The organism is Nocardiopsis sp. iso_25 (assembly GCF_056173305.1).
In genome coordinates this window covers 3,719,541-3,738,580 of sequence record NZ_CM149667.1, presented here as the reverse complement: position 1 = coordinate 3,738,580, position 19,040 = coordinate 3,719,541, and the positions used below count along the sequence as shown (strand labels likewise).

Annotated in this window: 18 protein-coding genes; 11 read left to right on the top strand and 7 right to left on the bottom strand. The window is 73.1% G+C overall.

Annotation, left to right across the window (positions count from 1 at the left end; all coding sequences use genetic code 11):
* Window positions 1-520: 520 nt before the first annotated feature.
* From AC0VX6_RS16245 to AC0VX6_RS16235, 3 genes are all read right to left on the bottom strand, one after another.
* Window positions 521-2,137 (bottom strand): tripartite tricarboxylate transporter permease, encoded by a 1,617-nt coding sequence (locus tag AC0VX6_RS16245; protein WP_274973541.1) that lies wholly within the window; start codon window positions 2,135-2,137, stop codon window positions 521-523.
* Between the two features lie 9 nt (window positions 2,138-2,146).
* Window positions 2,147-2,740 (bottom strand): tripartite tricarboxylate transporter TctB family protein, encoded by a 594-nt coding sequence (locus AC0VX6_RS16240; RefSeq protein ID WP_475465013.1) that lies wholly within the window; start codon window positions 2,738-2,740, stop codon window positions 2,147-2,149.
* 302 nt (window positions 2,741-3,042) lie between these two features.
* Window positions 3,043-4,050, bottom strand: a complete 1,008-nt coding sequence (locus AC0VX6_RS16235) for a Bug family tripartite tricarboxylate transporter substrate binding protein (RefSeq protein ID WP_274973539.1) — start codon at window positions 4,048-4,050, stop codon at window positions 3,043-3,045.
* Window positions 4,051-4,208: 158 nt separating this feature from the next.
* On the opposite strand from AC0VX6_RS16235, the gene AC0VX6_RS16230 reads away from it, so the two are divergent.
* The 5 genes from AC0VX6_RS16230 to AC0VX6_RS16210 all read left to right on the top strand — a co-directional run bounded on the left by AC0VX6_RS16230 (window position 4,209) and on the right by AC0VX6_RS16210 (window position 10,348).
* Window positions 4,209-5,102, top strand: a complete 894-nt coding sequence (locus AC0VX6_RS16230) for a LysR family transcriptional regulator (protein ID WP_274973538.1) — start codon at window positions 4,209-4,211, stop codon at window positions 5,100-5,102.
* Window positions 5,103-5,238: 136 nt separating this feature from the next.
* On the top strand, window positions 5,239-6,144 hold the full coding sequence (kdgD, locus tag AC0VX6_RS16225) for a 5-dehydro-4-deoxyglucarate dehydratase (RefSeq protein ID WP_274978161.1): 906 nt from the start codon (window positions 5,239-5,241) through the stop codon (window positions 6,142-6,144).
* Window positions 6,145-7,794 (top strand): aldehyde dehydrogenase (NADP(+)), encoded by a 1,650-nt coding sequence (locus tag AC0VX6_RS16220; RefSeq protein WP_475465012.1) that lies wholly within the window; start codon window positions 6,145-6,147, stop codon window positions 7,792-7,794.
* Complete coding sequence (locus AC0VX6_RS16215) at window positions 7,791-9,116, top strand: enolase C-terminal domain-like protein (protein WP_274973536.1); 1,326 nt, start codon at window positions 7,791-7,793, stop codon at window positions 9,114-9,116. The genes AC0VX6_RS16220 and AC0VX6_RS16215 overlap by 4 nt, the downstream gene beginning before the upstream one ends.
* Window positions 9,117-9,148: 32 nt before the next feature.
* Entirely contained in the window at window positions 9,149-10,348 is a 1,200-nt protein-coding gene (locus AC0VX6_RS16210) for an L-talarate/galactarate dehydratase (RefSeq protein WP_274973535.1), read from the top strand.
* 40 nt (window positions 10,349-10,388) lie between these two features.
* Here the strand turns inward: AC0VX6_RS16210 and AC0VX6_RS16205 are convergent, their stop codons facing one another.
* Window positions 10,389-10,886 carry a hypothetical protein gene (locus AC0VX6_RS16205; protein ID WP_274973534.1) on the bottom strand — a complete coding sequence of 166 codons (498 nt, stop codon included), beginning with the start codon at window positions 10,884-10,886 and terminating at the stop codon, window positions 10,389-10,391.
* Window positions 10,887-11,212: 326 nt separating this feature from the next.
* Between AC0VX6_RS16205 and AC0VX6_RS16200 the strand changes: the two genes are divergently transcribed.
* Window positions 11,213-11,752, top strand: a complete 540-nt coding sequence (locus tag AC0VX6_RS16200; protein ID WP_274973533.1) for a class IV adenylate cyclase — start codon at window positions 11,213-11,215, stop codon at window positions 11,750-11,752.
* A 46-nt stretch (window positions 11,753-11,798) separates the two neighbouring features.
* Entirely contained in the window at window positions 11,799-12,170 is a 372-nt protein-coding gene (locus AC0VX6_RS16195) for a VOC family protein (protein WP_475465009.1), read from the top strand.
* Window positions 12,171-12,192: 22 nt separating this feature from the next.
* On the opposite strand, the gene AC0VX6_RS16190 is transcribed toward AC0VX6_RS16195, so the two are convergent.
* From AC0VX6_RS16190 to paaK, 3 genes are all read right to left on the bottom strand, one after another.
* Window positions 12,193-13,329 (bottom strand): rRNA adenine N-6-methyltransferase family protein, encoded by a 1,137-nt coding sequence (locus AC0VX6_RS16190; RefSeq protein WP_274973531.1) that lies wholly within the window; start codon window positions 13,327-13,329, stop codon window positions 12,193-12,195.
* On the bottom strand, window positions 13,329-13,490 hold the full coding sequence (locus tag AC0VX6_RS16185; RefSeq protein ID WP_475465007.1) for a hypothetical protein: 162 nt from the start codon (window positions 13,488-13,490) through the stop codon (window positions 13,329-13,331). The genes AC0VX6_RS16190 and AC0VX6_RS16185 overlap by 1 nt, the downstream gene beginning before the upstream one ends.
* A gap of 231 nt (window positions 13,491-13,721) precedes the next feature.
* Window positions 13,722-15,074, bottom strand: a complete 1,353-nt coding sequence (paaK, locus tag AC0VX6_RS16180) for a phenylacetate--CoA ligase PaaK (RefSeq protein WP_475465005.1) — start codon at window positions 15,072-15,074, stop codon at window positions 13,722-13,724.
* 240 nt (window positions 15,075-15,314) lie between these two features.
* Between paaK and AC0VX6_RS16175 the strand changes: the two genes are divergently transcribed.
* Genes AC0VX6_RS16175 through AC0VX6_RS16160 form a run of 4 tightly spaced genes read left to right on the top strand, consistent with a single transcriptional unit; the run spans window position 15,315 to window position 19,024 of the window.
* Window positions 15,315-16,550, top strand: coding sequence for a thiolase family protein (locus tag AC0VX6_RS16175; RefSeq protein WP_475465003.1), 1,236 nt, complete (start codon window positions 15,315-15,317; stop codon window positions 16,548-16,550).
* A complete protein-coding gene (locus tag AC0VX6_RS16170) occupies window positions 16,547-17,320 on the top strand; it encodes an enoyl-CoA hydratase/isomerase family protein (RefSeq protein ID WP_475465001.1) in 774 nt (257 codons plus the stop codon). The genes AC0VX6_RS16175 and AC0VX6_RS16170 overlap by 4 nt, the downstream gene beginning before the upstream one ends.
* Window positions 17,317-18,210 carry a 3-hydroxyacyl-CoA dehydrogenase family protein gene (locus AC0VX6_RS16165; RefSeq protein ID WP_475465000.1) on the top strand — a complete coding sequence of 298 codons (894 nt, stop codon included), beginning with the start codon at window positions 17,317-17,319 and terminating at the stop codon, window positions 18,208-18,210. Before AC0VX6_RS16170 ends, AC0VX6_RS16165 begins: the two co-directional genes overlap by 4 nt.
* 4 nt (window positions 18,211-18,214) lie before the next feature.
* Window positions 18,215-19,024 (top strand): enoyl-CoA hydratase/isomerase family protein, encoded by an 810-nt coding sequence (locus tag AC0VX6_RS16160; RefSeq protein WP_274973526.1) that lies wholly within the window; start codon window positions 18,215-18,217, stop codon window positions 19,022-19,024.
* Window positions 19,025-19,040 lie beyond the last annotated feature (16 nt).

The following is a 19,040-nucleotide window of genomic DNA, read 5'->3' as shown; positions in this document are numbered from 1 at the left end:
AAAATGCCCGCTTGTCGTTGGTGCGATCGTCACCCACCCCGACCGCAGGGGCCAGGATCGTTGCCCGAGGCCGGAGGGCCTGCTGGCCGTTGGTGCCGACGCAGCAGAGCCCGACCACCCCCACACCCCGGGCGTTGGTCGCCCTCCGGTAGCCGCTCCCGCCTTTGGTGCCGCTTTTCGTCGGTCGCCCACGCCCCCACCCGGCGCCCGCCGTTCTCCGCAGCCCGTACCCTTTCGCGGCAGCTGGCGCGCTTTCGTTGCCGCCAGCAATCCCCAGCAGGAATAGCGTAGGGAGGGGCCCTGTGGACGGCCCCTCCCTGCCCCTTGATCCATTACCGTTATTGAACGAAGAGCGTTTCAGGGCACACTAAAACGCCCCCTGGGTGGGATCCCCCCTATTTCCAGCAAACCATCACCGCACCACACACGACCAGCCCCAATCCCCACCTGTGGAAAACACGCGAACGGCCCCGGACGATCGCCCGGGGCCGGAACACTGCCTGGAGGAAACGGAAACCGGTCAGGTGTCCGTCCTCCCTGCGGGTTCCTCGCTCCTACCCTCACCAGCGCCACTACCGCTGCCGTCACCACTGTTACTGGCACCACCACTGCTACTGGCACCACCACTGCCACTGGCACTGCCACCGACCCGGCCCCGGTACCACCGCCACAGAGCACGCGCCAGCGGCAGTACGATCACCACGGCCAGCAGCAGCAACAGCGTTCCCGAGATCGGCCGGGTCAGGAAACCCGTGGGGTCCCCGTCGAAGAGCAGCAGCGACCGGCGCAGCGAGCTCTCCAGCAGCGAACCCAGGACGAAGGCCAGCACCAGCGGCCCCGGGTCGAAGCCGAACTTCTTCATCAGGTAACCCAGTAGCCCGAAGACCACTACCAGCACGATGTCGAACACGTTGTTGCGCACCGTGTACACGCCCACCAGGGTGATCAGCACCGTGATGGGCGCCAGGATCGTCGGGGGCACCCGCAGGATCCGCACGAACAGCCCCACCAGCGGAATACTCATGATCAGCAGCAGGATGTTGCCGATGTACATCGAGTTGATGACGCCCCAGAACAGCTCCGGCTCCTGGGTCACCAGCTCCGGCCCCGGCGGCACGCCCTGGATGAGTAGCGCGCCGAAGATGATCGCCATCGTCGCGTTCGCCGGGATGCCCAGGGTCAGCAGCGGGATGAACGAGGAGGTGGCGGCGGCGTTGTTGGCCGTCTCGGGCGCGGCCACGCCCTCCACCGCGCCCCTGCCGAAGCGCTCGGGGTTGCGTGAGCGCCGCTTCTCCATCGCGTAGGCCGCCAGGGAGGACAGGGTGGCGCCTCCGCCGGGCAGGATGCCCAGCGCGAAGCCGATGAGCGAGCCCCGACCGATCGCGCCCGACGACTGGCGCAGGTCCTTGCGCGAGGGCCAGGTGTTGGTGACCTTGAGGGGCTTCTTCGGCGCCCGGTGGCGCTCCTCCAGGCTGTGCAGGATCTCCCCGATGCCGAACAGACCCATCGCGATCGGCACGAAGTCGATCCCGTCGGACAGCGCCATGGAGTCGAAGGTGAAGCGTTCGGCGCCGGTGAAGGTGTCCAGCCCGACCGTGGCCAGCAGCAGGCCCACGCAGGCGGCGATGATCGCCTTGATCCGGCTGCCGTTGCCGACGGTGGACACCAGCAGGATGCCCAGCAGCGCCAGCGCGGTGTACTCGGGCGGCCCGAAGTCCAGGGCGAAGCTCGCCACCAGGGGCGCGACCAGGGACAGGGCCACGATCGACACTGTCCCGCCCACGAACGAGCCAACGGCCGCGATGCCCAGCGCCGTTCCGGCCCGGCCCTGGCGGGCCAGCATGTGGCCGTCGAAGACCGTCACCACGGAGGACGCCTCGCCGGGCAGGCGCAGCAGGACCGAGGTGATCGTCCCCCCGTACTGGGCGCCGTAGAAGATGCCCGCGAGCATGATGATCGCGGTCACCGGTTCGAGGCCGAAGGTCAGGGGGAGCAGGATCGCGATCGTGGCCGCGGGCCCGAGCCCGGGCAGGACCCCGACCAGCATGCCGACCACGACGCCGATCAGGCAGTAGAGCAGGTTGACCGGTTCGAGGACGACACCGAACCCGTCGATCATGGGTGTCAGGGAATCCATCGTTGTGTCCTAGAAGAGGTGGGGGATCGGCACGGCCAGCAGGCCGACGAAGACGACGTAGAAGGCGACCACGATCAGGACCGAGGCGATGGCGGACAGCCGCCACGACTCGCCCCCGAGGAAGCGCAGCCACACGAAGGCCAGGAGCGCGGAGGGGATCTCGAAACCGATCACGCCGACCACGGAGACGAAGCCGACCATGGTGGCGACCCCGGCCAGCACCTTCCAGGAGGAGGCGGAGAAGACCTCGGTGTCGGCGGTGCGGCGGGCCAGTCCCAGCAGGGCCACGCCCAGCGCGGCGATCGCCACGCTGACGAGCAGGGGCCAGGTGCCCGAGCCGGGGTCGGCGGGGGTGCCCGGGCCGAGCGCCCAGGATCCGGCGATCCCGGCCGCGCCCAGGGCGATGACGGTCAGGGCCACCGCGGTGTTGGCCCAGGGGCCCAGGGGCTTCGGCGGTTCCTCGTCGTCCTCCGGGTCGGGCGCGGCCTCCTGCGACTGGGCCCCCTGCGACTGGGCCTCCTGCGGCTCGGCCCCCTCCGGAACGTTCTGCCCTGGGACGGTTCCCTCCGGAACGGCTCCCTCCGGAACGGCTCCCTCCGGCATCGCTCCCTTCTGAACGTTCCGCTCCGGACCGGACCTCCCCGCAACGGCTTCCTCCGGACCGGCCCGCTCCGCGCCGGATTCCGGGCCCGTGGGCGCTGCGTCCCGCTCCGCTGCGTCCCGCTCCGCTGTGACCCGCGCCGTCCCGCTTTCCCGAGTCCCGCTCTTCCGCGCGCCGTCCTCCCGAACGCCGTCCTCTCGCACAGCGCTCTCCCGCCCGGCGTTCTCCCGCGTGGTGGGTTCTCTGGCGATGGGCTCCCCTGCGGCGGACGCGGACCCCTGCGCGCGCCGGGTGCGGGGCGCGCTCACCGGCCCTCGCCCATGTCGATGCCGTACTCCTCCACCATGGAGGCGTACTCCTGCGCGAAGGAGGACCACTCCTCGGTCAGCTCGGCGGGCTCCAGTTCGTGCGGGGTGAGCAGGTTGTTCTCGTTGAACTCCAGGTAGGCGTCGCTGGCGAAGACCTCGGTGAACGCCGTGCGCAGCCGCTCCACGACCTCCTCGGGCGTGCCCTGGGGGGCTACCACGGCCCGGTACTGCGAGACCCGCACGTCGTACCCGGCCTCGACCGCGCTGGGGACGTCGGACAGGTACTGGTTGCGCTCCTCGGCGAAGGTGGCCAGGGGGGTGATCTCACCGGCCTCGATCTGCGCGATCGCCTCGCCGAGCTGGACCGAGGCCACGTCCACCTGCTCGCCCAGGACGGCGGTCAGGGTGGGGGAGCCGCCGTCGAAGGGGACGGGGGTGCCCGAGATCCCGGCCTGCTCGAACAGCAGCGCCTGGGACAGCTGGCTGCCGGTGCCCACCCCGGTGGTGCCGTAGTCGACCTCGTCGCCGGAGTCCACGAGGTCCTGGAGGGTGTCGTAGTCGGAGGAGGCCGCGGTGACGAGCACGTAGTCGTCGCGCGAGACACCGGTGACGACCTCGTAGTCGGCGATGTCGACCGCCTCCTCCTCCGAGACCGCCAGGGGGGTGATCGCGGTGAGGGAGGCGTTGATGACGAGCAGGTTCTGGCCGTCGGGCTCCTGGGAGGCGAGTTCGTTGGCGGCCAGGGCGCCGTTGGCGCCGGGGGTGTTGACGACCGGGAGCGCGACGCCGAGCCCCTCCTGCGCCCCGTCGGCCAGCGCGCGGGCGATGAGGTCGGTGCTGCCGCCCGGGTCCTGTCCGACCATCACGGTGATCGGCCCCTGGGGGAACTCGCCCTCGGCGGAGCCCCCGCCGGACAGGTTCCCGCCGCAGGCCGCCAACGACACGGTGAGCCCCGCTGCGAGGACCGAGGCCGCGCCCAGGCGGGCGCGGCTCCTGTGCGGCATATGGGTCATGGTTCCTCGCCTTTCTTGTGGCCGCCGTCCGCACACGTCGGAGGGTTCTGTGTGAATGCGGTCACGTACTTCGGTGAGTGGCAGCATAGGAACACGCGATCATGCATGTCCAAGTCGAATACGGCATAAGCTGATACCTTCCGTGCATCATGTTCTCTTTCGACCAGCTGCGCGGTTTCGTCGCCGTCGCCGAGGAACTCCACTTCGGGCGGGCCGCGGAGCGGCTGTCCATGACCCAGCCCCCGCTCAGCCGCCAGATCCAGAAGCTCGAACGCGCCGTCGGCGTGCGCCTGCTGGAGCGCGACCGGCGCCACGTGGTCCTGACCGCGGCCGGGCAGGCCTTCCTGATCGAGGCCCGGCGCCTGCTGTCCCTGGCCGAGAGCGCGCCGGACCTGGCGCGGCGCATCTCCCAGGGGTCGCGGGGCACGCTGCGGATCGGCTTCACTGCGGCCTCCTCCTACGGCCTGCTCGGGGACATGATCAACTCCGTGGAGAGGCAGCTTCCGGAGATCACCGTCGAGCTGTTCGAGATGGTCACCAAGGAACAGGCCGCGGCCCTGCTGTCGGGCGAGATCGACATGGGCCTGGCCCGGCCGCCCCTGGACACCGACCTGTTCGGGACGCGGGTCCAGCTCCGCGAGCGGCTGCTGGTCGCGGTGCCCGAGGCCCACCCGCTGGCGCGCCGCGCGGGCCCGCTGTCCGCCGAGGACCTGGTGGACGTGCCGCTGATCATGCACTCGCCGATCAAGGCCCGCTACTTCTACGACCTCGTGGTCGGGCTGCTGCCCATCGCCCACCAGAACGTGGTGCACACGGTCAGCCAGGTCATGACCATGGTCTGGCTCGTGGCCGCCGGGCGCGGGGTCGCCTTCGTGCCCGCATCGGCGACCGGTCTGGGCGTGGCGGGGGTGGCCTACCGCGAACTGGAGGGGCTGCCCGAGAACCCCGTCGAACTCCACCTCATCTGGACCCACGACTCGCCCAACCCCGTCGTGCCGCGGGTGCTCCAGGCCTGGCCCGCCGCCGACGGCGCAGGCTCCTGATACCCGGCGGGTATCAGTTGATGCCCAAGGAATCTTGGACAGCATCGAACGACGCTCCGTACGGTAGCGGCAACACCGTGCGGGCCCGCCACCCCCGGGGCCCGAGCCGCAGAACCGAGGACGACACGTGAACGCGATGCACCCAGACGACCTGGCCGGACGGCTCAGGTCAGGGCTCCTGTCCTTCCCCGTGACCCACTTCGACGCCGACCTGGCCTTCGACGAGGGGCGCTACCGGGAACACCTGGCCTGGCAGGCCGGCCACGACGTGGCCGGGCTGTTCGCCGCCGGGGGCACCGGCGAGGGCTTCTCCCTCACCCCGGCCGAGATCGACCGCGTGGTGCGCACGGCGGTCGACGAGGTCGGGGGCCGGGTCCCGGTGCTCGCCCCGGCCACCGGCGGCACCGCGGCCGCCGCCCTGCAGGCCCGCGCCGCCCAGGAGGCGGGCGCGGACGGCATCCTCCTCATGCCGCCCTACCTCACCGAGGCCGGGCAGCCCGGCCTGGTCGAGCACGTCAGCGCGGTCTGCCGGGCCACCGACCTGGGCGTGGTCGTCTACAGCCGCGCCAACGCCGTGCTCGACGACCGCTCAGTCGCCGAACTGGCCGAGCGCAACCCCAACCTCATCGGCTTCAAGGACGGCGTCGGCGACATCGAGGCGATGACCCGCATCTACGCCCGGGTCGGAGACCGGCTGGTCTACATCGGCGGCCTGCCCACCGCCGAGACCTTCGCCCTGCCCCTGCTGGAGCTGGGGGTGAGCACCTACTCCTCCGCGATGTACAACTTCGCGCCCGAGTTCGCCCTGGGCTTCTACGCCGACGTGCAGGCCCGCGACAGGGAGTCGGTGTACCGCAAGCTCAACGACTTCGTCATCCCCTACCTGGACATCCGCGACCGCATGCGCGGCTACGCGGTCTCCATCGTCAAGGCCGGGCTCGACGCCGCGGGGCGCCACGGCGGACCCGTCCGGCCACCCCTGACCGCACTCGACCGGACCGAGCGCGACGAGCTGGCCGCGCTGGTCGGAAAGGTTGCCTGAATGGCCGAGCACACTCCGGACCCCAAGGACACGGACACGGGCACGGCCACGGACGTCCTCGGGCCGCTGGTGGCCTGCGCCCCCGTCGAGGGCGGGGCCGGGACCCTGCGCGCGACCGACCCCGCCACGGGGGAGGAGTTCGGCGAGCCCGTGGGCCTGGTGGACTCCGCCCAGATCCAGGAGGCCACCCGCGCCGCCGAGCAGGCCCTGGACGCCTTCCGCGCCCAGTCGCCGGCCGAACGCGCCGCCTTCCTGCGCCGCGTCGCGGACAACATCGACGCCCTGGGCGACGCGCTCGTGGACCGGGCGGCGCGCGAGAGCGGCCTGCCGCGCCAGCGCCTGACGGGGGAGCGGGCCCGCACCACCGGCCAGCTGCGCATGTTCGCCGACGTGGTGGCCCAGGGCGACGCCCTGGGCGCCCGCATCGACCCGGCGCTGCCCGACCGCACCCCCCAGCCCCGCCCCGACCTGCGCCTGGCGCACATCCCCGTCGGCCCCGTGGTGGTCTTCGGCGCGAGCAACTTCCCCCTGGCCTTCTCCACCGCCGGAGGAGACACGGCGGCGGCCCTGGCCGCCGGGTGCCCGGTGATCGTCAAGGGCCACAACGCCCACCCCGGCACCGCCGCACTCGTGGGGCGCGCCGTGGCCGACGCGGTGCGCCAGAGCGGCCTGCCCGGCGGCGTGTTCTCCCTGCTGTTCGGGGAGGGCAACGGCATCGGACAGGAGCTGGTCGCCGACCCGCGCGTGAAGGCCGTGGCCTTCACCGGGTCGCGGGGCGGCGGACTGGCCCTGATGCGGGTGGCGGCCGAGCGCCCCGAGCCGATCCCGGTCTTCGCCGAGATGTCCTCGGTCAACCCCGTGTTCGTGCTGCCCGGCGCGCTCGCCGGGCAGGGAGCCCAGGACCTGGCCGCGGCCTACGTCGCCTCCCTCACCCTGGGATCGGGGCAGTTCTGCACCAACCCCGGGCTGGTGTTCGTCCCCTCCACCCCGGACGGGGACCGGTTCGTGGAGGCCGCCGCGCGGCTGGTGGCCGGCGCCACCGGCCAGACGATGCTCACCGCGCCCATCGCCGCGGCCTTCCGTGACGGGGTGGAGGCGTTGGAGGGGCGTTCGGAGGTCACGCCGCTGGCCAGGGGCGGTGAGGGGCAGGGCCCCAACGCGCCGGCCCCCGCCCTGGCCGAGGTGTCCCTGGCCGATCTCACGGCCGACCCGCGCCTGAGCGAGGAGGTCTTCGGCGCCGCGGGCACGGTGGTGCGCTACCCCGACGCCGCCGCGCTGCCCGCCGCGCTGGAGGGGATGGAGGGCCAGCTCACCGCCACCCTGCACGCCGACGCCGGCGACGCCGACGACCTGGCGGCGGCGCGCGCCCTGCTGCCGGTGCTGGAGCGCCGCGCGGGCCGCGTCCTGTTCGGGGGCTGGCCCACGGGGGTGGAGGTGACCCACGCGATGGTGCACGGCGGTCCCTTCCCCGCCACCTCCGACGGCCGGGGCACCTCGGTGGGCAGCCTGGCCCTGCACCGGTTCCTGCGGCCGGTCAGCTACCAGGACGTGCCCGACGCCCTGCTGCCGCCCGCACTGCGCCGGGACAACCCCTGGCGGCTGAACCGACGAGTCGAGGGCACCGTCGTGCCCGGAGGAGACCACGCATGAGCACGCCCACCATCGCCTCCGTCGACGTGGTGCCGGTGGCCGGACGCGACAGCATGCTGCTCAACCTCAGCGGCGCACACGGCCCCTTCTTCACCCGCAACATCGCCATCCTCACCGACAGCGAGGGACGCACCGGCCTGGGCGAGGTCCCCGGCGGCGAGCCCATCCGCGCCACCATCGCCGACGCCGCCGAACTGCTCGTCGGACGCCCCGTCGCCGAACTCAACCCCCTGCTGCGCCGCGTCCAGGACGCCTTCGCCGACCGCGACCGGGGTGGGCGGGGCGAGCAGACCTTCGACCTGCGCACCACCGTGCACGCGGTCACCGCCCTGGAGTCGGCCCTGCTCGACCTGCTGGGCCAGCACCTGGGCGTGCCGGTCTGCGACCTGCTCGGCGAGGGACGCCGACGCGAGCGGGTGCCCATGCTGGGCTACCTGTTCTACGTCGGCGACCGCCACCGCACACCGCTGCCCTACCCCGAGGCGAAGGAGCCCGCCGACGACTGGGAGCGCCTGCGCACCGAGCCCGCGCTCACCCCCGAGGCCGTCGTCGCCCTGGCCGAGGCCGCCCGGAGCCGCTACGGCTTCCGCGACTTCAAGCTCAAGGGCGGGGTGCTGGCGGGCGAGGAGGAGGCCGCCGCGGTCCGCGCCCTGGCCGCGCGCTTCCCCGACGCCCGCGTCACCATCGACCCCAACGGCGCCTGGTCGCTGGCCGAGGCGACCGCGCTCTGCTCCGACCTGCACGGCGTCCTGGCCTACGCCGAGGACCCCTGCGGCGCCGAGGGCGGCTACTCCGCACGCGAGGTCATGGCGGAGTTCCGGCGGGCCACCGGTCTGCGCACCGCCACCAACATGATCGCCACTGACTGGCGCCAGATGGCGCACAGCGTGCGCGTCAACGCGGTGGACATCCCGCTGGCCGACCCGCACTTCTGGACCATGCGCGGCTCGGTGCGCGTGGCCCAGCTGTGCGAGGACTTCGGCCTGACCTGGGGCTCGCACTCCAACAACCACTTCGACATCTCCCTGGCGATGTTCACCCACGTGGGGGCAGCCGCCCCCGGCGACATCACCGCCCTGGACACCCACTGGATCTGGCAGGACGGCCAGGCCCTGACCCGCAGGCCCTTCCGGATCGAGGACGGCGCCGTCACCGTGCCCACCGCCCCCGGCCTGGGCGTGGAGCTGGACCGCGACGCCCTGGCCGCCGCGCACGAGCTGTACCTGGAGCACGGCCTGGGCGCACGCGACGACGCCGCTGCCATGCGGCACATCGTCCCCGACTGGACCTTCGACCCCAAGCGCCCCGCGATGGTGCGCTGAACCCCCCGTCCCACCTCTTCTCCGGAGACCCCATGAACACACCCGCCGAGCCGCGGGGCGACGCCCGCACCGGCGCCGCGGGGGGCACCGCCACCGACGCCATCGCCTCGGTGACGCTGTCCCGCGTGGACCTGCCCCTGGCCACCCCCATCAGCGACGCCAAGGTGCTCACCGGGCGCCAGAAGCCGCTCACCTCGGTGTCGATGCTCTTCGCCGAGATCACCACCGAGCAGGGGCTCGAAGGCGTCGGCTTCACCTACTCCAAACGCGCCGGAGGCCCGGGCCAGTACGCCCACGCCCGCGAGGTGGCCCCCGAGCTGATCGGCGAGGACCCCAGCGACATCCAGCGCCTGTGGACCCGCCTGGTGTGGGCCGGGGCCTCCGTGGGGCGCAGCGGACTGGCCACCCAGGCCATCGCCGCGATGGACATCGCCCTGTGGGACCTCAAGGCCAAACGGGCCGGGCTCCCGCTGGCCAAGCTCCTGGGCGCGCACCGCGACGCGGTCGACTGCTACAACACCTCCGGCGGGTTCCTGTCCGCGCCGCTGGAGGAGGTGCTGGACAACACCCGGGCCGCCCGCGCCGCGGGCATCGGCGGCATCAAGATCAAGGTCGGCCACCCCGACCACCGGGTGGACCTGGCCCGCGTGGAGGCCGTGCGCGAGGAACTGGGCGACTTCCCGCTCATGGTCGACGCCAACCAGCAGTGGAACCGGGGCTCGGCCGCGCGCATGGGCCGCCTCCTGGACCGGTTCGACCTGGTCTGGATCGAGGAGCCGCTGGACGCCTACGACGTCCGGGGCCACGCGGACCTGGCGCGCGAGCTGGCCACGCCCATCGCCACCGGCGAGATGCTCACCAGCCCCGCCGAGCACGAGGCGCTGATCCAGGCCGGGGCCGTGGGCTTCATGCAGCCGGACGCGCCGCGGGTCGGGGGCATCACCCCGTTCCTGGACGTCATGGCCCAGGGGCGCAGGGCCGGGGTGCGGATGGCGCCGCACTTCGCCATGGAGATCCACCTGCACCTGGCCGCGGCCTACGAACTCGACCCCTGGGTGGAGCACTTCGACTGGCTCCAGCCCCTGTTCGAGGAGCGCCTGGAGACCGCGGGCGGGCGCATGCTCGTTCCGGCCCGGCCGGGCCTGGGCTGCACGATCAGCGAGCAGGCCCGCGCCTGGACCGCCCAGAGCAGCCGGGTGGACGCCGACGGCCGCACGGACCTGGAGGGCTGACCCGCCGCGCCGCCGGGCCACCGGACCCGGCGGCGCGGGTTCAGGACAGCGCGCGAAACCCCCGCGCGTCCGCTCCGCCCAGCAGCGCCACGCTCAGCCACATCCCCGGCAGCTCCTCGGCGGGCACGTCGGTGTCGGTCACGATCCGCTCCACCGGGACGTCCAGCGGCGCGGTCGCCGGGTGCAGCGGTGTCATCAGTTCGGCCCTGCTGCCCATGGTGAGCAGCACCTGCACGGCGGTCCGTCCCCGGTGCCCCCCGGGCAGGGAGTAGGGCACGGTCACCCTCCAGCGCATGTTCGTGGGCAGGCTGTCCGGAGCGCGGAACCCCCAGTACCACGCCTCCTGGTCGGACATCTCCACCACCAGCGACGACACGGGGACCTCGGTCTCCTCGTCCGCCGGAGCGATCGTCCAGTCCCGGCCCATCACGGCGTCCTGGGGCCTTCGCGCCTCGCGCTGCCACCACCTGTGGCGACGCAGGGCCAGGTAGTCCTCGATCATTCCTCCCGAGCCCGCCCTGCCGACTGTCTCGTCCACCCGGTGTACTCCTTCAGGGGGCGTGGCGCGCCGCGCCGCGCGCCGCACGGCGCGGTCCCCCGGTCCGCGGACGGTGCCACCGGCCCGCACATGGGACGGAGCACACCGTTCAGGGGGACTGTCTTTACCCTCTGCCCGGTGCGGGGTCGTGCATGCCGGACGCGACCAGGGTTTTCGCGCACCCCGGCGACCTGGGCCTTCGCGGCGGCCCCCGGCCTCCCGGTCGATCGCGGGGGAGGGGCCGGGGAAGCGGTCGTGCGGGGGCGGTCCTCACCCTCGGTAGGCTCCTGTGCAACTCCCGTACCACTCTGCCCAGGAGCACACGCATGCGTGAGATCGAGGCCAAGTACCGCGTCGCCGACCCCGCCGCGCTCCTGGCCGCCCTCGAAGCCGCCGGGGTGGCCCTCTCCGCGCCCGCCGAGCAGGACGACCAGGCCTACGCCCCGCCCGGGTGGGAGTTCGGCATGCCCAAGGCGGGGCGCGCCTTCGCCCGGCTGCGCACCCAGGACGGCGAGCACGTCCTCACCGCCAAGACCCCGGCCGCCAACCCCCTGGAGTACGTGGAGCACGAGACCGCGGTCGCCGACCGGGAGCAGATGCACCGGGTCCTCCTCCAGTTCGGCTACGTCCCGGCCCTGCGCATCGTCAAGACCCGCCGGGTCGGCCGGGCGGGCGGGATCACCGTGTGCGTGGACGAGCTGCACGGCGTGGGCGTGTTCCTGGAGGTCGAGCTGACCGTGGACGACGACCGCGACGGCCGGGCGGTCCAGGACCGGCTCGACGCGTGGGTGCGCTCGCTGGGCGCGGACCTGGAGCGCACCACCGACGGCTACGACGTCCTCGCGCACGCCGTCGCGACGCGCTGACGGGCCGCGGGTGCGGCTCGTCGGTGTTAGCCCGTAGAGTGCGGGCATGGGAAGCCGTATCCGCGCGATCGCCATCGACGCGCTCGACGCCGAGGCCGTGGCCGCGTTCTGGAGCCGTGTGCTGGACTGGCCGATCGTGGAGGAGGCCGAGGACGGGTTCGGTCTCGCTCCGCACGAGGGGGCGGACCTGGGGGTCGACGTGTTCGCCGTGCCCGAGCGCAAGAGCGTCAAGAACCGCCTGCACCTGGACCTGTGCGTCACGGACGGACTGACGGTGGCCCAGGAACTGGAGAGGCTGCTGGGACTGGGCGCGGTGAAGGTGGACGTGGGCCAGCCCGAGGAAGCCCGGTGGACGGTGCTGGCCGACCCCGAGGGCAACGAGTTCTGCCTGCTGCACGGGGGCGCCGACGCCTCCTGAGGCGCCGCTCCGGCACCGGGGCTCAGGTCCCGCCCTCGGCGGTGAACACCCGCTCGGGTTCGTCCAGCCACACCGTCTGGCCCTCCGGGGTGACAGTGAGCCCGAAACGCCCGCGGGCGGGCCGACCGGCCGCCACCCACCTCCTGTACGCCCGCTCCACCTCGACGAACAGCTCGCGCGGCCCGTGCTGGCGCACCGCGTACTCCCGCGTCCCCGGCTCCACCCGCCACGACGCCCACGACCCCGACTCCGGTGCCAGTAGGTACACCGTGTACGGCCGGTCCGGATCGTCGTCGTCGAAGACCAGCACGTCGCTCGCCCCCGGAGCCAGAGCCAGGCCGATCGCGAACCGGGCGTCGGGGTCCGCGATCGGCTCGTAGGGGTGCAGGAAGGTCGTGCCCTCGTCGTGGTCGTGCTCGGCGCGCACCTCGTCCTCGACCACCGCGTGCGGCCGCCGCTGCGACCGTACCCACATGAACGCGGCGTCGCCCGTGAATCGTCCGGACGCCGTGCCGTCGGCGGCCACGGTCAGCCCGGCCAGCACCCCGTTGTCGAACGTCGTCCCCCACGGGGTCAGGATCAGGCCGCCGGGCCGGGTCTGCTCCACCCACGCGTACGGAACCCGCTGCACGGCTGCGGTGGACAGCACCCGGTCGTAGGGGCCGCGCCCGGGACACCCCAGGACGCCGTCGCCCGTGACCACCGCGACTGGACACCCGGAACCGATGAGGACCTCCCGGGCCCGGTCGGCGAGAGCGGGGTCGATCTCCACGGTGGTGACGTTCTCCGCTCCCGCGCGCTCGGCCAGCAGGGCGGCGTTCCAGCCCGTGCCCGTGCCGATTTCCAGCACGCGGTGGCCCGGTCGAAGGTCGAGGGACTCCAGCATCTGGCCCACGATCGACGGCTGCGAGGCCGAGGAGGTGATGTAGCCGCGTCCGGAACCGGCGCCGTCGTCGAGCTGGGTGACCAGCGGCCGGTTCTCGTGGCACAGCTCCAGCCAGCGTTCCGGCTCCTCGCGGCGGTCCACCGGTACTGGCTCGCCTCCGTCGGCGACCCACACGGTGTCGGGCACGAACCGGTCGCGGGGCACCCGGCCGGCCTCCGCCCGCCACGGGGGAGGGAAGAGTCCGGCCAGGCGGGTCCGCGGGTCGGCGTGCACTACCTGTCGTCCTCGTCGCGTTCGTGGCGGCCTCCGCCGCTGCCGCCGCTGTCGGGGGTGGGCGGCGGGACCGGCCGCCCCGGCTGGTGTCCGTCCTGGTCCTGGTTGCCGTGCTTGCCCATGACCGTCTCCTCGGGGAAGGGGGTGAGCGACAGCGCCAAGCTAACCCGGCCTTCGGCGCCAGCGCGCGGAACTGGCGCGATCCGGCCACGAAACCCCCGACCTGGCCACCAGGTTTCGTCCCGGCCTCTTCCGAACCGCGCGACGAACTCTGGCGGAGCGGTTCACAGGAAGGCCGGGGTCTCCTCGCGGGTCCACAGCCAGCCGGTCGGCGACAGCCGTTTCTTGAGGCGTGTGCGCTGACGCGGCGGCCGTGCGTCATGCGCGTCCCGTCACTCCTTGGGACGCTGGTCGATGATGCGGCGGAACTTGCCCACCGAGCGCTCGATCTGCTCGGGGTCGACCACGTCCACGGTCACGCTCACGCCGACCTTGTCCTTGACCGTCGCCACGATCTGCTCGCTCAGGACCACGCGCCGCTCGGCGGTGCAGTCCGGGGCCGCCTCGATGCGCACCGCCATGCGGTCCAGGCGGCCCTCCTTGGTCAGCACCAGCTGGAAGTGCGGGGCCAGCCCGTCCAGGCCCAGCACGATCTCCTCGATCTGGGTCGGGAAGACGTTCACGCCGCGCAGGATGATCATGTCGTCGCTGCGGCCGGTCACCTTGTCCATGCGCCGCATGGGCCGGGCCGTGCCCGGGCGCAGCGTGGTCAGGTCGCGGGTGCGGTAGCGGATCACCGGCATGGCCTGCTTGGTCAGCGAGGTGAAGACCAGTTCGCCGTTGGACCCGTCGGGCAGCACGTCCTGGGTGACGGGGTCGAGCACCTCGGGGTAGAAGTGGTCCTCCCACACGTGCAGGCCGTCCTTGGTCTCCACGCACTCGTTGGCCACGCCCGGGCCCATCACCTCGGACAGGCCGTAGATGTCCACGGCGTGGATGTCGAAGCGCTCCTCGATCTCGGTGCGCATCTTCTCGGTCCAGGGCTCGGCGCCGAAGATCCCGACCTTGAGCGAGGTCGTACGCGGGTCGATTCCCTGATGCTCGAACTCGTCCATCAGTGTCAGCATGTAGCTGGGGGTGACCATGATGATGTCGGGCTCGAAGTCCTGGATGAGCTGCACCTGCTTGGCCGTCTGCCCGCCCGAGGCGGGGATGACCGTGCAGCCGAGCCTCTCGGCGCCGTAGTGGGCGCCCAGCCCGCCGGTGAAGAGCCCGTAGCCGTAGGAGACGTGCACCTTGTGCCCGGGCCGTCCGCCCGCGGCGCGGATGGAGCGGGCCACCACCTCGGCCCAGGTGTCGATGTCCTCGCGGGTGTAGCCCACGACGGTGGGGCGGCCGGTGGTCCCGCTGGAGGCGTGGATGCGGCTGACCCGCTCCTGGGGGACGGCGAACATCCCGAAGGGGTAGTTGTCGCGCAGGTCGGCCTTGGTGGTGTGCGGGAAGTGGCGCAGGTCCGCCAGTTCGCGCAGGTCCTCGGGGCGCACCCCGGCCTCGTCGAACTTGCGGCGGTACAGGGGCACGTTGGCGTAGGCGTGCTCCAGGGTCCACCGGAGGCGCTTGAGCTGCAGGGCGCGCAGCTCGTCGACACTCATGCGCTCGGCCGGGTCCAGGATCCCGGGCTCGGGCGCCCGTCCCAGGCGGGCGGTGGCTCCGGCCGACAGCGTGGTGGTGTCGTGGATTGCCATGGGCCTCTCCGTGTACTGTGCGCGGGACCCGCCGGGGCGCGGGCGCCTGGGTGGGGTGGGCGGGTGCGCTGATCTCGTGGCGGTGCGGTCCGTCGCGGATCGGACCGACTTGCTTACTGACCGAACGTTCGGTTACTAATGCATTAACGCAGTCTCCGGGCAGCCGTGTCAAGGAGAAGTGTCGATGATTTCACAGGCGACGGTGGCCCCGACCACCGTCTTTACCACGGGAGGCCGCACGTGAGCGAGGTCTACTTGGTCGACGGGGTGCGAACCCCGCAGGGCCGCTACGGCGGCGCCCTGGCAGCGGTGCGCCCCGACGACCTGGCCGCCACGGCGGTGGCCGAGGCGGTCCGCCGCGCGGGCGTGCCGGGCGAGGCCGTGGACGAGGTGGTCCTGGGCGCCGCCAACCAGGCGGGCGAGGACAACCGCAACGTCGCGCGCATGGCGGCGCTGCTGGCCGGACTCGACCCGAGCGTGCCCGGCTACACCGTCAACCGGCTGTGCGCCAGCGGCCTGACCGCCGTCGCCTCCGCCGCGCAGGCCATCCGCGCGGGCGAGGCCGACGTGGTGGTCGCGGGCGGTGTGGAGTCGATGACCCGCGCCCCCTGGGTGATGGCCAAGCCCGGAACCCCCTGGGCCAAGCCGGGCGAGGTCGCCGACACCTCCCTGGGCTGGCGCTTCACCAACCCGCGCTTCGCCGCGGCCGACGCCGATGCGCCCGCCGACGCGGGCCCCGACGACCTGCGCTACACCCTGTCCATGGGCGAGACCGCCGAGGAGGTCGCGCTCCTGGAGGGACTCACCCGCGAGGAGTGCGACGCCTTCGCGCTGCGCAGCCACGAGCGCGCGGTCGCCGCCGCCGAGGCGGGCCGCTTCGAGGCCGAGACCGTCCCCGTCACCGTGCGCGGACGCAAGGGCCAGAGCAGCGAGGTCACCGCCGACGAGGGACCGCGCCCCGGCTCCAGCATGGAGAGCCTGGTCGGGCTGCGTCCGGTCTTCCGCGAGGGCGGCATCGTCACCGCGGGCAACTCCTCCTCCCTCTCCGACGGGGCCTCCGCGCTGGTGCTGGCCGGTGCCGAGGCCGTGCGCCGCTACGGCCTGACCCCCCGCGCCCGCGTGGTCGCCTCCGCCTCGGCCGGGGTGGACCCGCAGGTCATGGGCCTGGGTCCGGTCCCGGCCACCCGCAAGGCGCTCGGCCGCGCCGGGTGGGACCTGGACGGGGTCGGCGCCGTGGAGCTCAACGAGGCCTTCGCCGCCCAGTCCCTGGCCGTGATGCGCCAGCTCAAGCTGGAGGAGGAGCGCGTCAACGCCGACGGCGGCGCCATCGCCCTGGGCCACCCGCTGGGCAGCTCCGGCGCCCGCATCCTGGTCACCCTGCTCAACCGCATGGAGCGCGAGGACGCCGCCCGCGGCCTGGCCACCCTGTGCGTGGGCGTGGGCCAGGGCGTCGCCCTGCTGGTGGAGCGCCCGTGAGCGCCGACGGGTCCGCCGCGCAGCGGGACGCCGGGGACTTCACCACCCTGGACGTGGAGTGGCGCGAGGACCGCGTGGTGGTCCAGCTCCACCGCCCCGAGGCCCGCAACGCCATCAACGCGACGATGATCGCCGAGCTGCACCGGGTGTGCGAGCGGATCGAGGCCGAACCCAGGCCCCTGCTCCTGACCGGGCACGGCACCGTGTTCGCGGGCGGCGCCGACATCTCCGAGCTGCGCGAACGCGGCCGGGAGGAGGCGCTGGCCGGGATCAACAGCCGCCTGTTCGAACGCCTGCACCGCCTCCGGGCGCCCACCGTGGCGGCCGTGGACGGCTACGCCCTGGGCGGCGGCGCCGAACTGTCCTACGCCTGCGACATCCGCATCGCCACCCCCACCGCCGTGTTCGCCCAGCCCGAGCCGGGCCTGGGCATCATCGCCGGCGCGGGCGCGTGCTGGCGGCTGCGGGAACTGGTCGGCGCCTCGGTGGCCAAGCAGGTGCTGCTGGGCGGCTACCGCCTGGACGCCGAGGCCGCGCTGCGCCACGGCCTGGTCGCCGAGATCGTCCCCTCCGGGGAGCTGCGCGAACGCGCCCACGCCCTGATCGACCGCATGGCCGCCTCCTCCGCGCTGGCCCTGCGCATGACCAAGATGCTCCTGGACGCCGACGGGCCCCACCCGCTCGCCGACGACCTGACGCAGGCCGTGCTGTTCGAGAGCGCCGACAAGCACGAGCGCATGACCCGTTTCCTGGAGAGGAAGAAGCGTTGAGCACCACCGAGCAGGCAGACGGCGCCGCACCGGGCGTTCCCGCCACCGTCGCCGTCGTCGGCGGCGGCACCATGGGCGCCGGGATCGTCCAGCAGTTCCTCACCCGCGGCGCCGACGTGGTGCTGGTCGAGGCCACCGCCGAGGCCGCCGAGGCCGGTCGCGCCCGCGTGGCTGCCGGGCTGGACAAAGCTCGCCAGCGCGGGAAGATCGACGCCGAACCGGACGCCTACCTGGCCCGGCTGCACACGGTCACCACCCCCGCCGACATCCCGGCCGACGCCGGTCTGGTCGTGGAGGCCGTGCCGGAGAGGCCCGAACTGAAGATCGCCGTGCTCACCGCCGCCGAGGCCGCGGTGGGCGAGGACACCGTCCTGGCCTCCAACACCAGTTCGCTGTCGGTCACCGAGCTGGCCGCCGCCCTCAAGCGCCCCGCGCGCTTCCTTGGCACCCACTTCTTCAACCCCGTCCCCGCCTCCAAGCTCGTGGAGCTGGTCGTGGCCCCCGAGACCGACGAGGCCGTCCTGGCCTCGGCGCGCGCCTGGGTCGCCGCCCTGGGCAAGACCGAGGTCGTGGTCCGCGACGCGCCCGGGTTCGCCACCAGCCGCCTGGGCGTCATGCTGGGTCTGGAGGCCATCCGGATGGTCGAGGAGGGCGTGGCCTCGCCCGCCGACATCGACACCGCCATGGAGCTGGGCTACCGCCACCCCATGGGGCCGCTGCGCCTGACCGACCTGGTGGGGCTGGACGTGCGCCTGGCCATCGCCGAGTACCTGGCCGCCGAACTGGGGGACCGGTTCGCACCTCCGGAACTGCTGCGCCGTATGGTCGCCGAGGGAAGGCTGGGCCGCAAGAGCGGACAGGGCTTCCACACCTGGGACGAGGGGGAGTAGAGCGTTGAGTGAGGACACGGCGGCTAGACAGGCGCCCGCGGACGCGGAGTTCACCGAGGCCGACGGGCTGGCCACGGTGCGGCTGAACACGCCCGCCCTGACCCGGCGGGTCAAGGAGCAACTGCTGGCGGCGCTGCGTCGGGCGGCGGAGTCCACCACCGCCCGCGCGGTGCTGCTGCTGGGCTCGGACAAGGCCTTCTGCCTGGGCCAGAACCTGGTCGAGCACGCGCGGATCCTGGAGGAGCGCCCCCAGGAGGCGCTGGAGACCGTGCGCGAGCACTACAACCCCATCGTGCTGGCCCTGGAGGAGGTCCAGGTGCCGGTCGTGGTCGGCATCGGCGGCGCCTGCGTGGGCGCGGGACTGGGCTTCGCCCTGGCCGGGGACGTGCGGATCGCGGCCCGCCGGGCCAGGTTCGGCACCGCCTTCACCGGGATCGGCCTGGCCTCGGACTCCGGGCTGGCCTCGCGCCTGGTGGCCTCGCTGGGCCAGGCCCGGGCCATGGAGCTGATGCTGCTGGGCACGGTCGTGGACGCCGGGCGCGCCCTGGAGCTGGGCCTGGTCACCGAGGTCGTGGACGACGACGCCTGGGAGGCGCGCGCCCGCGCCGTGGCTACGGGCCTGGCCTCCGGGCCCACCAGCGCGTTCGTTGCGGCCAAGCGCGAGGTGCGCTCGGCCGCCGTGGGCGGGCGCGAGCTGCCCGAACTGCTGGAGGAGGAGGCCGAGCTCCAGAACCAGCTGGGACAGACCGCCGACCACGTCGGAGCGGTCCGCGCGTTCCTGGCCAAGGAGAAGCCGACCTTCTCCGGGAGCTGAGCTGGCGGTTTCCCCG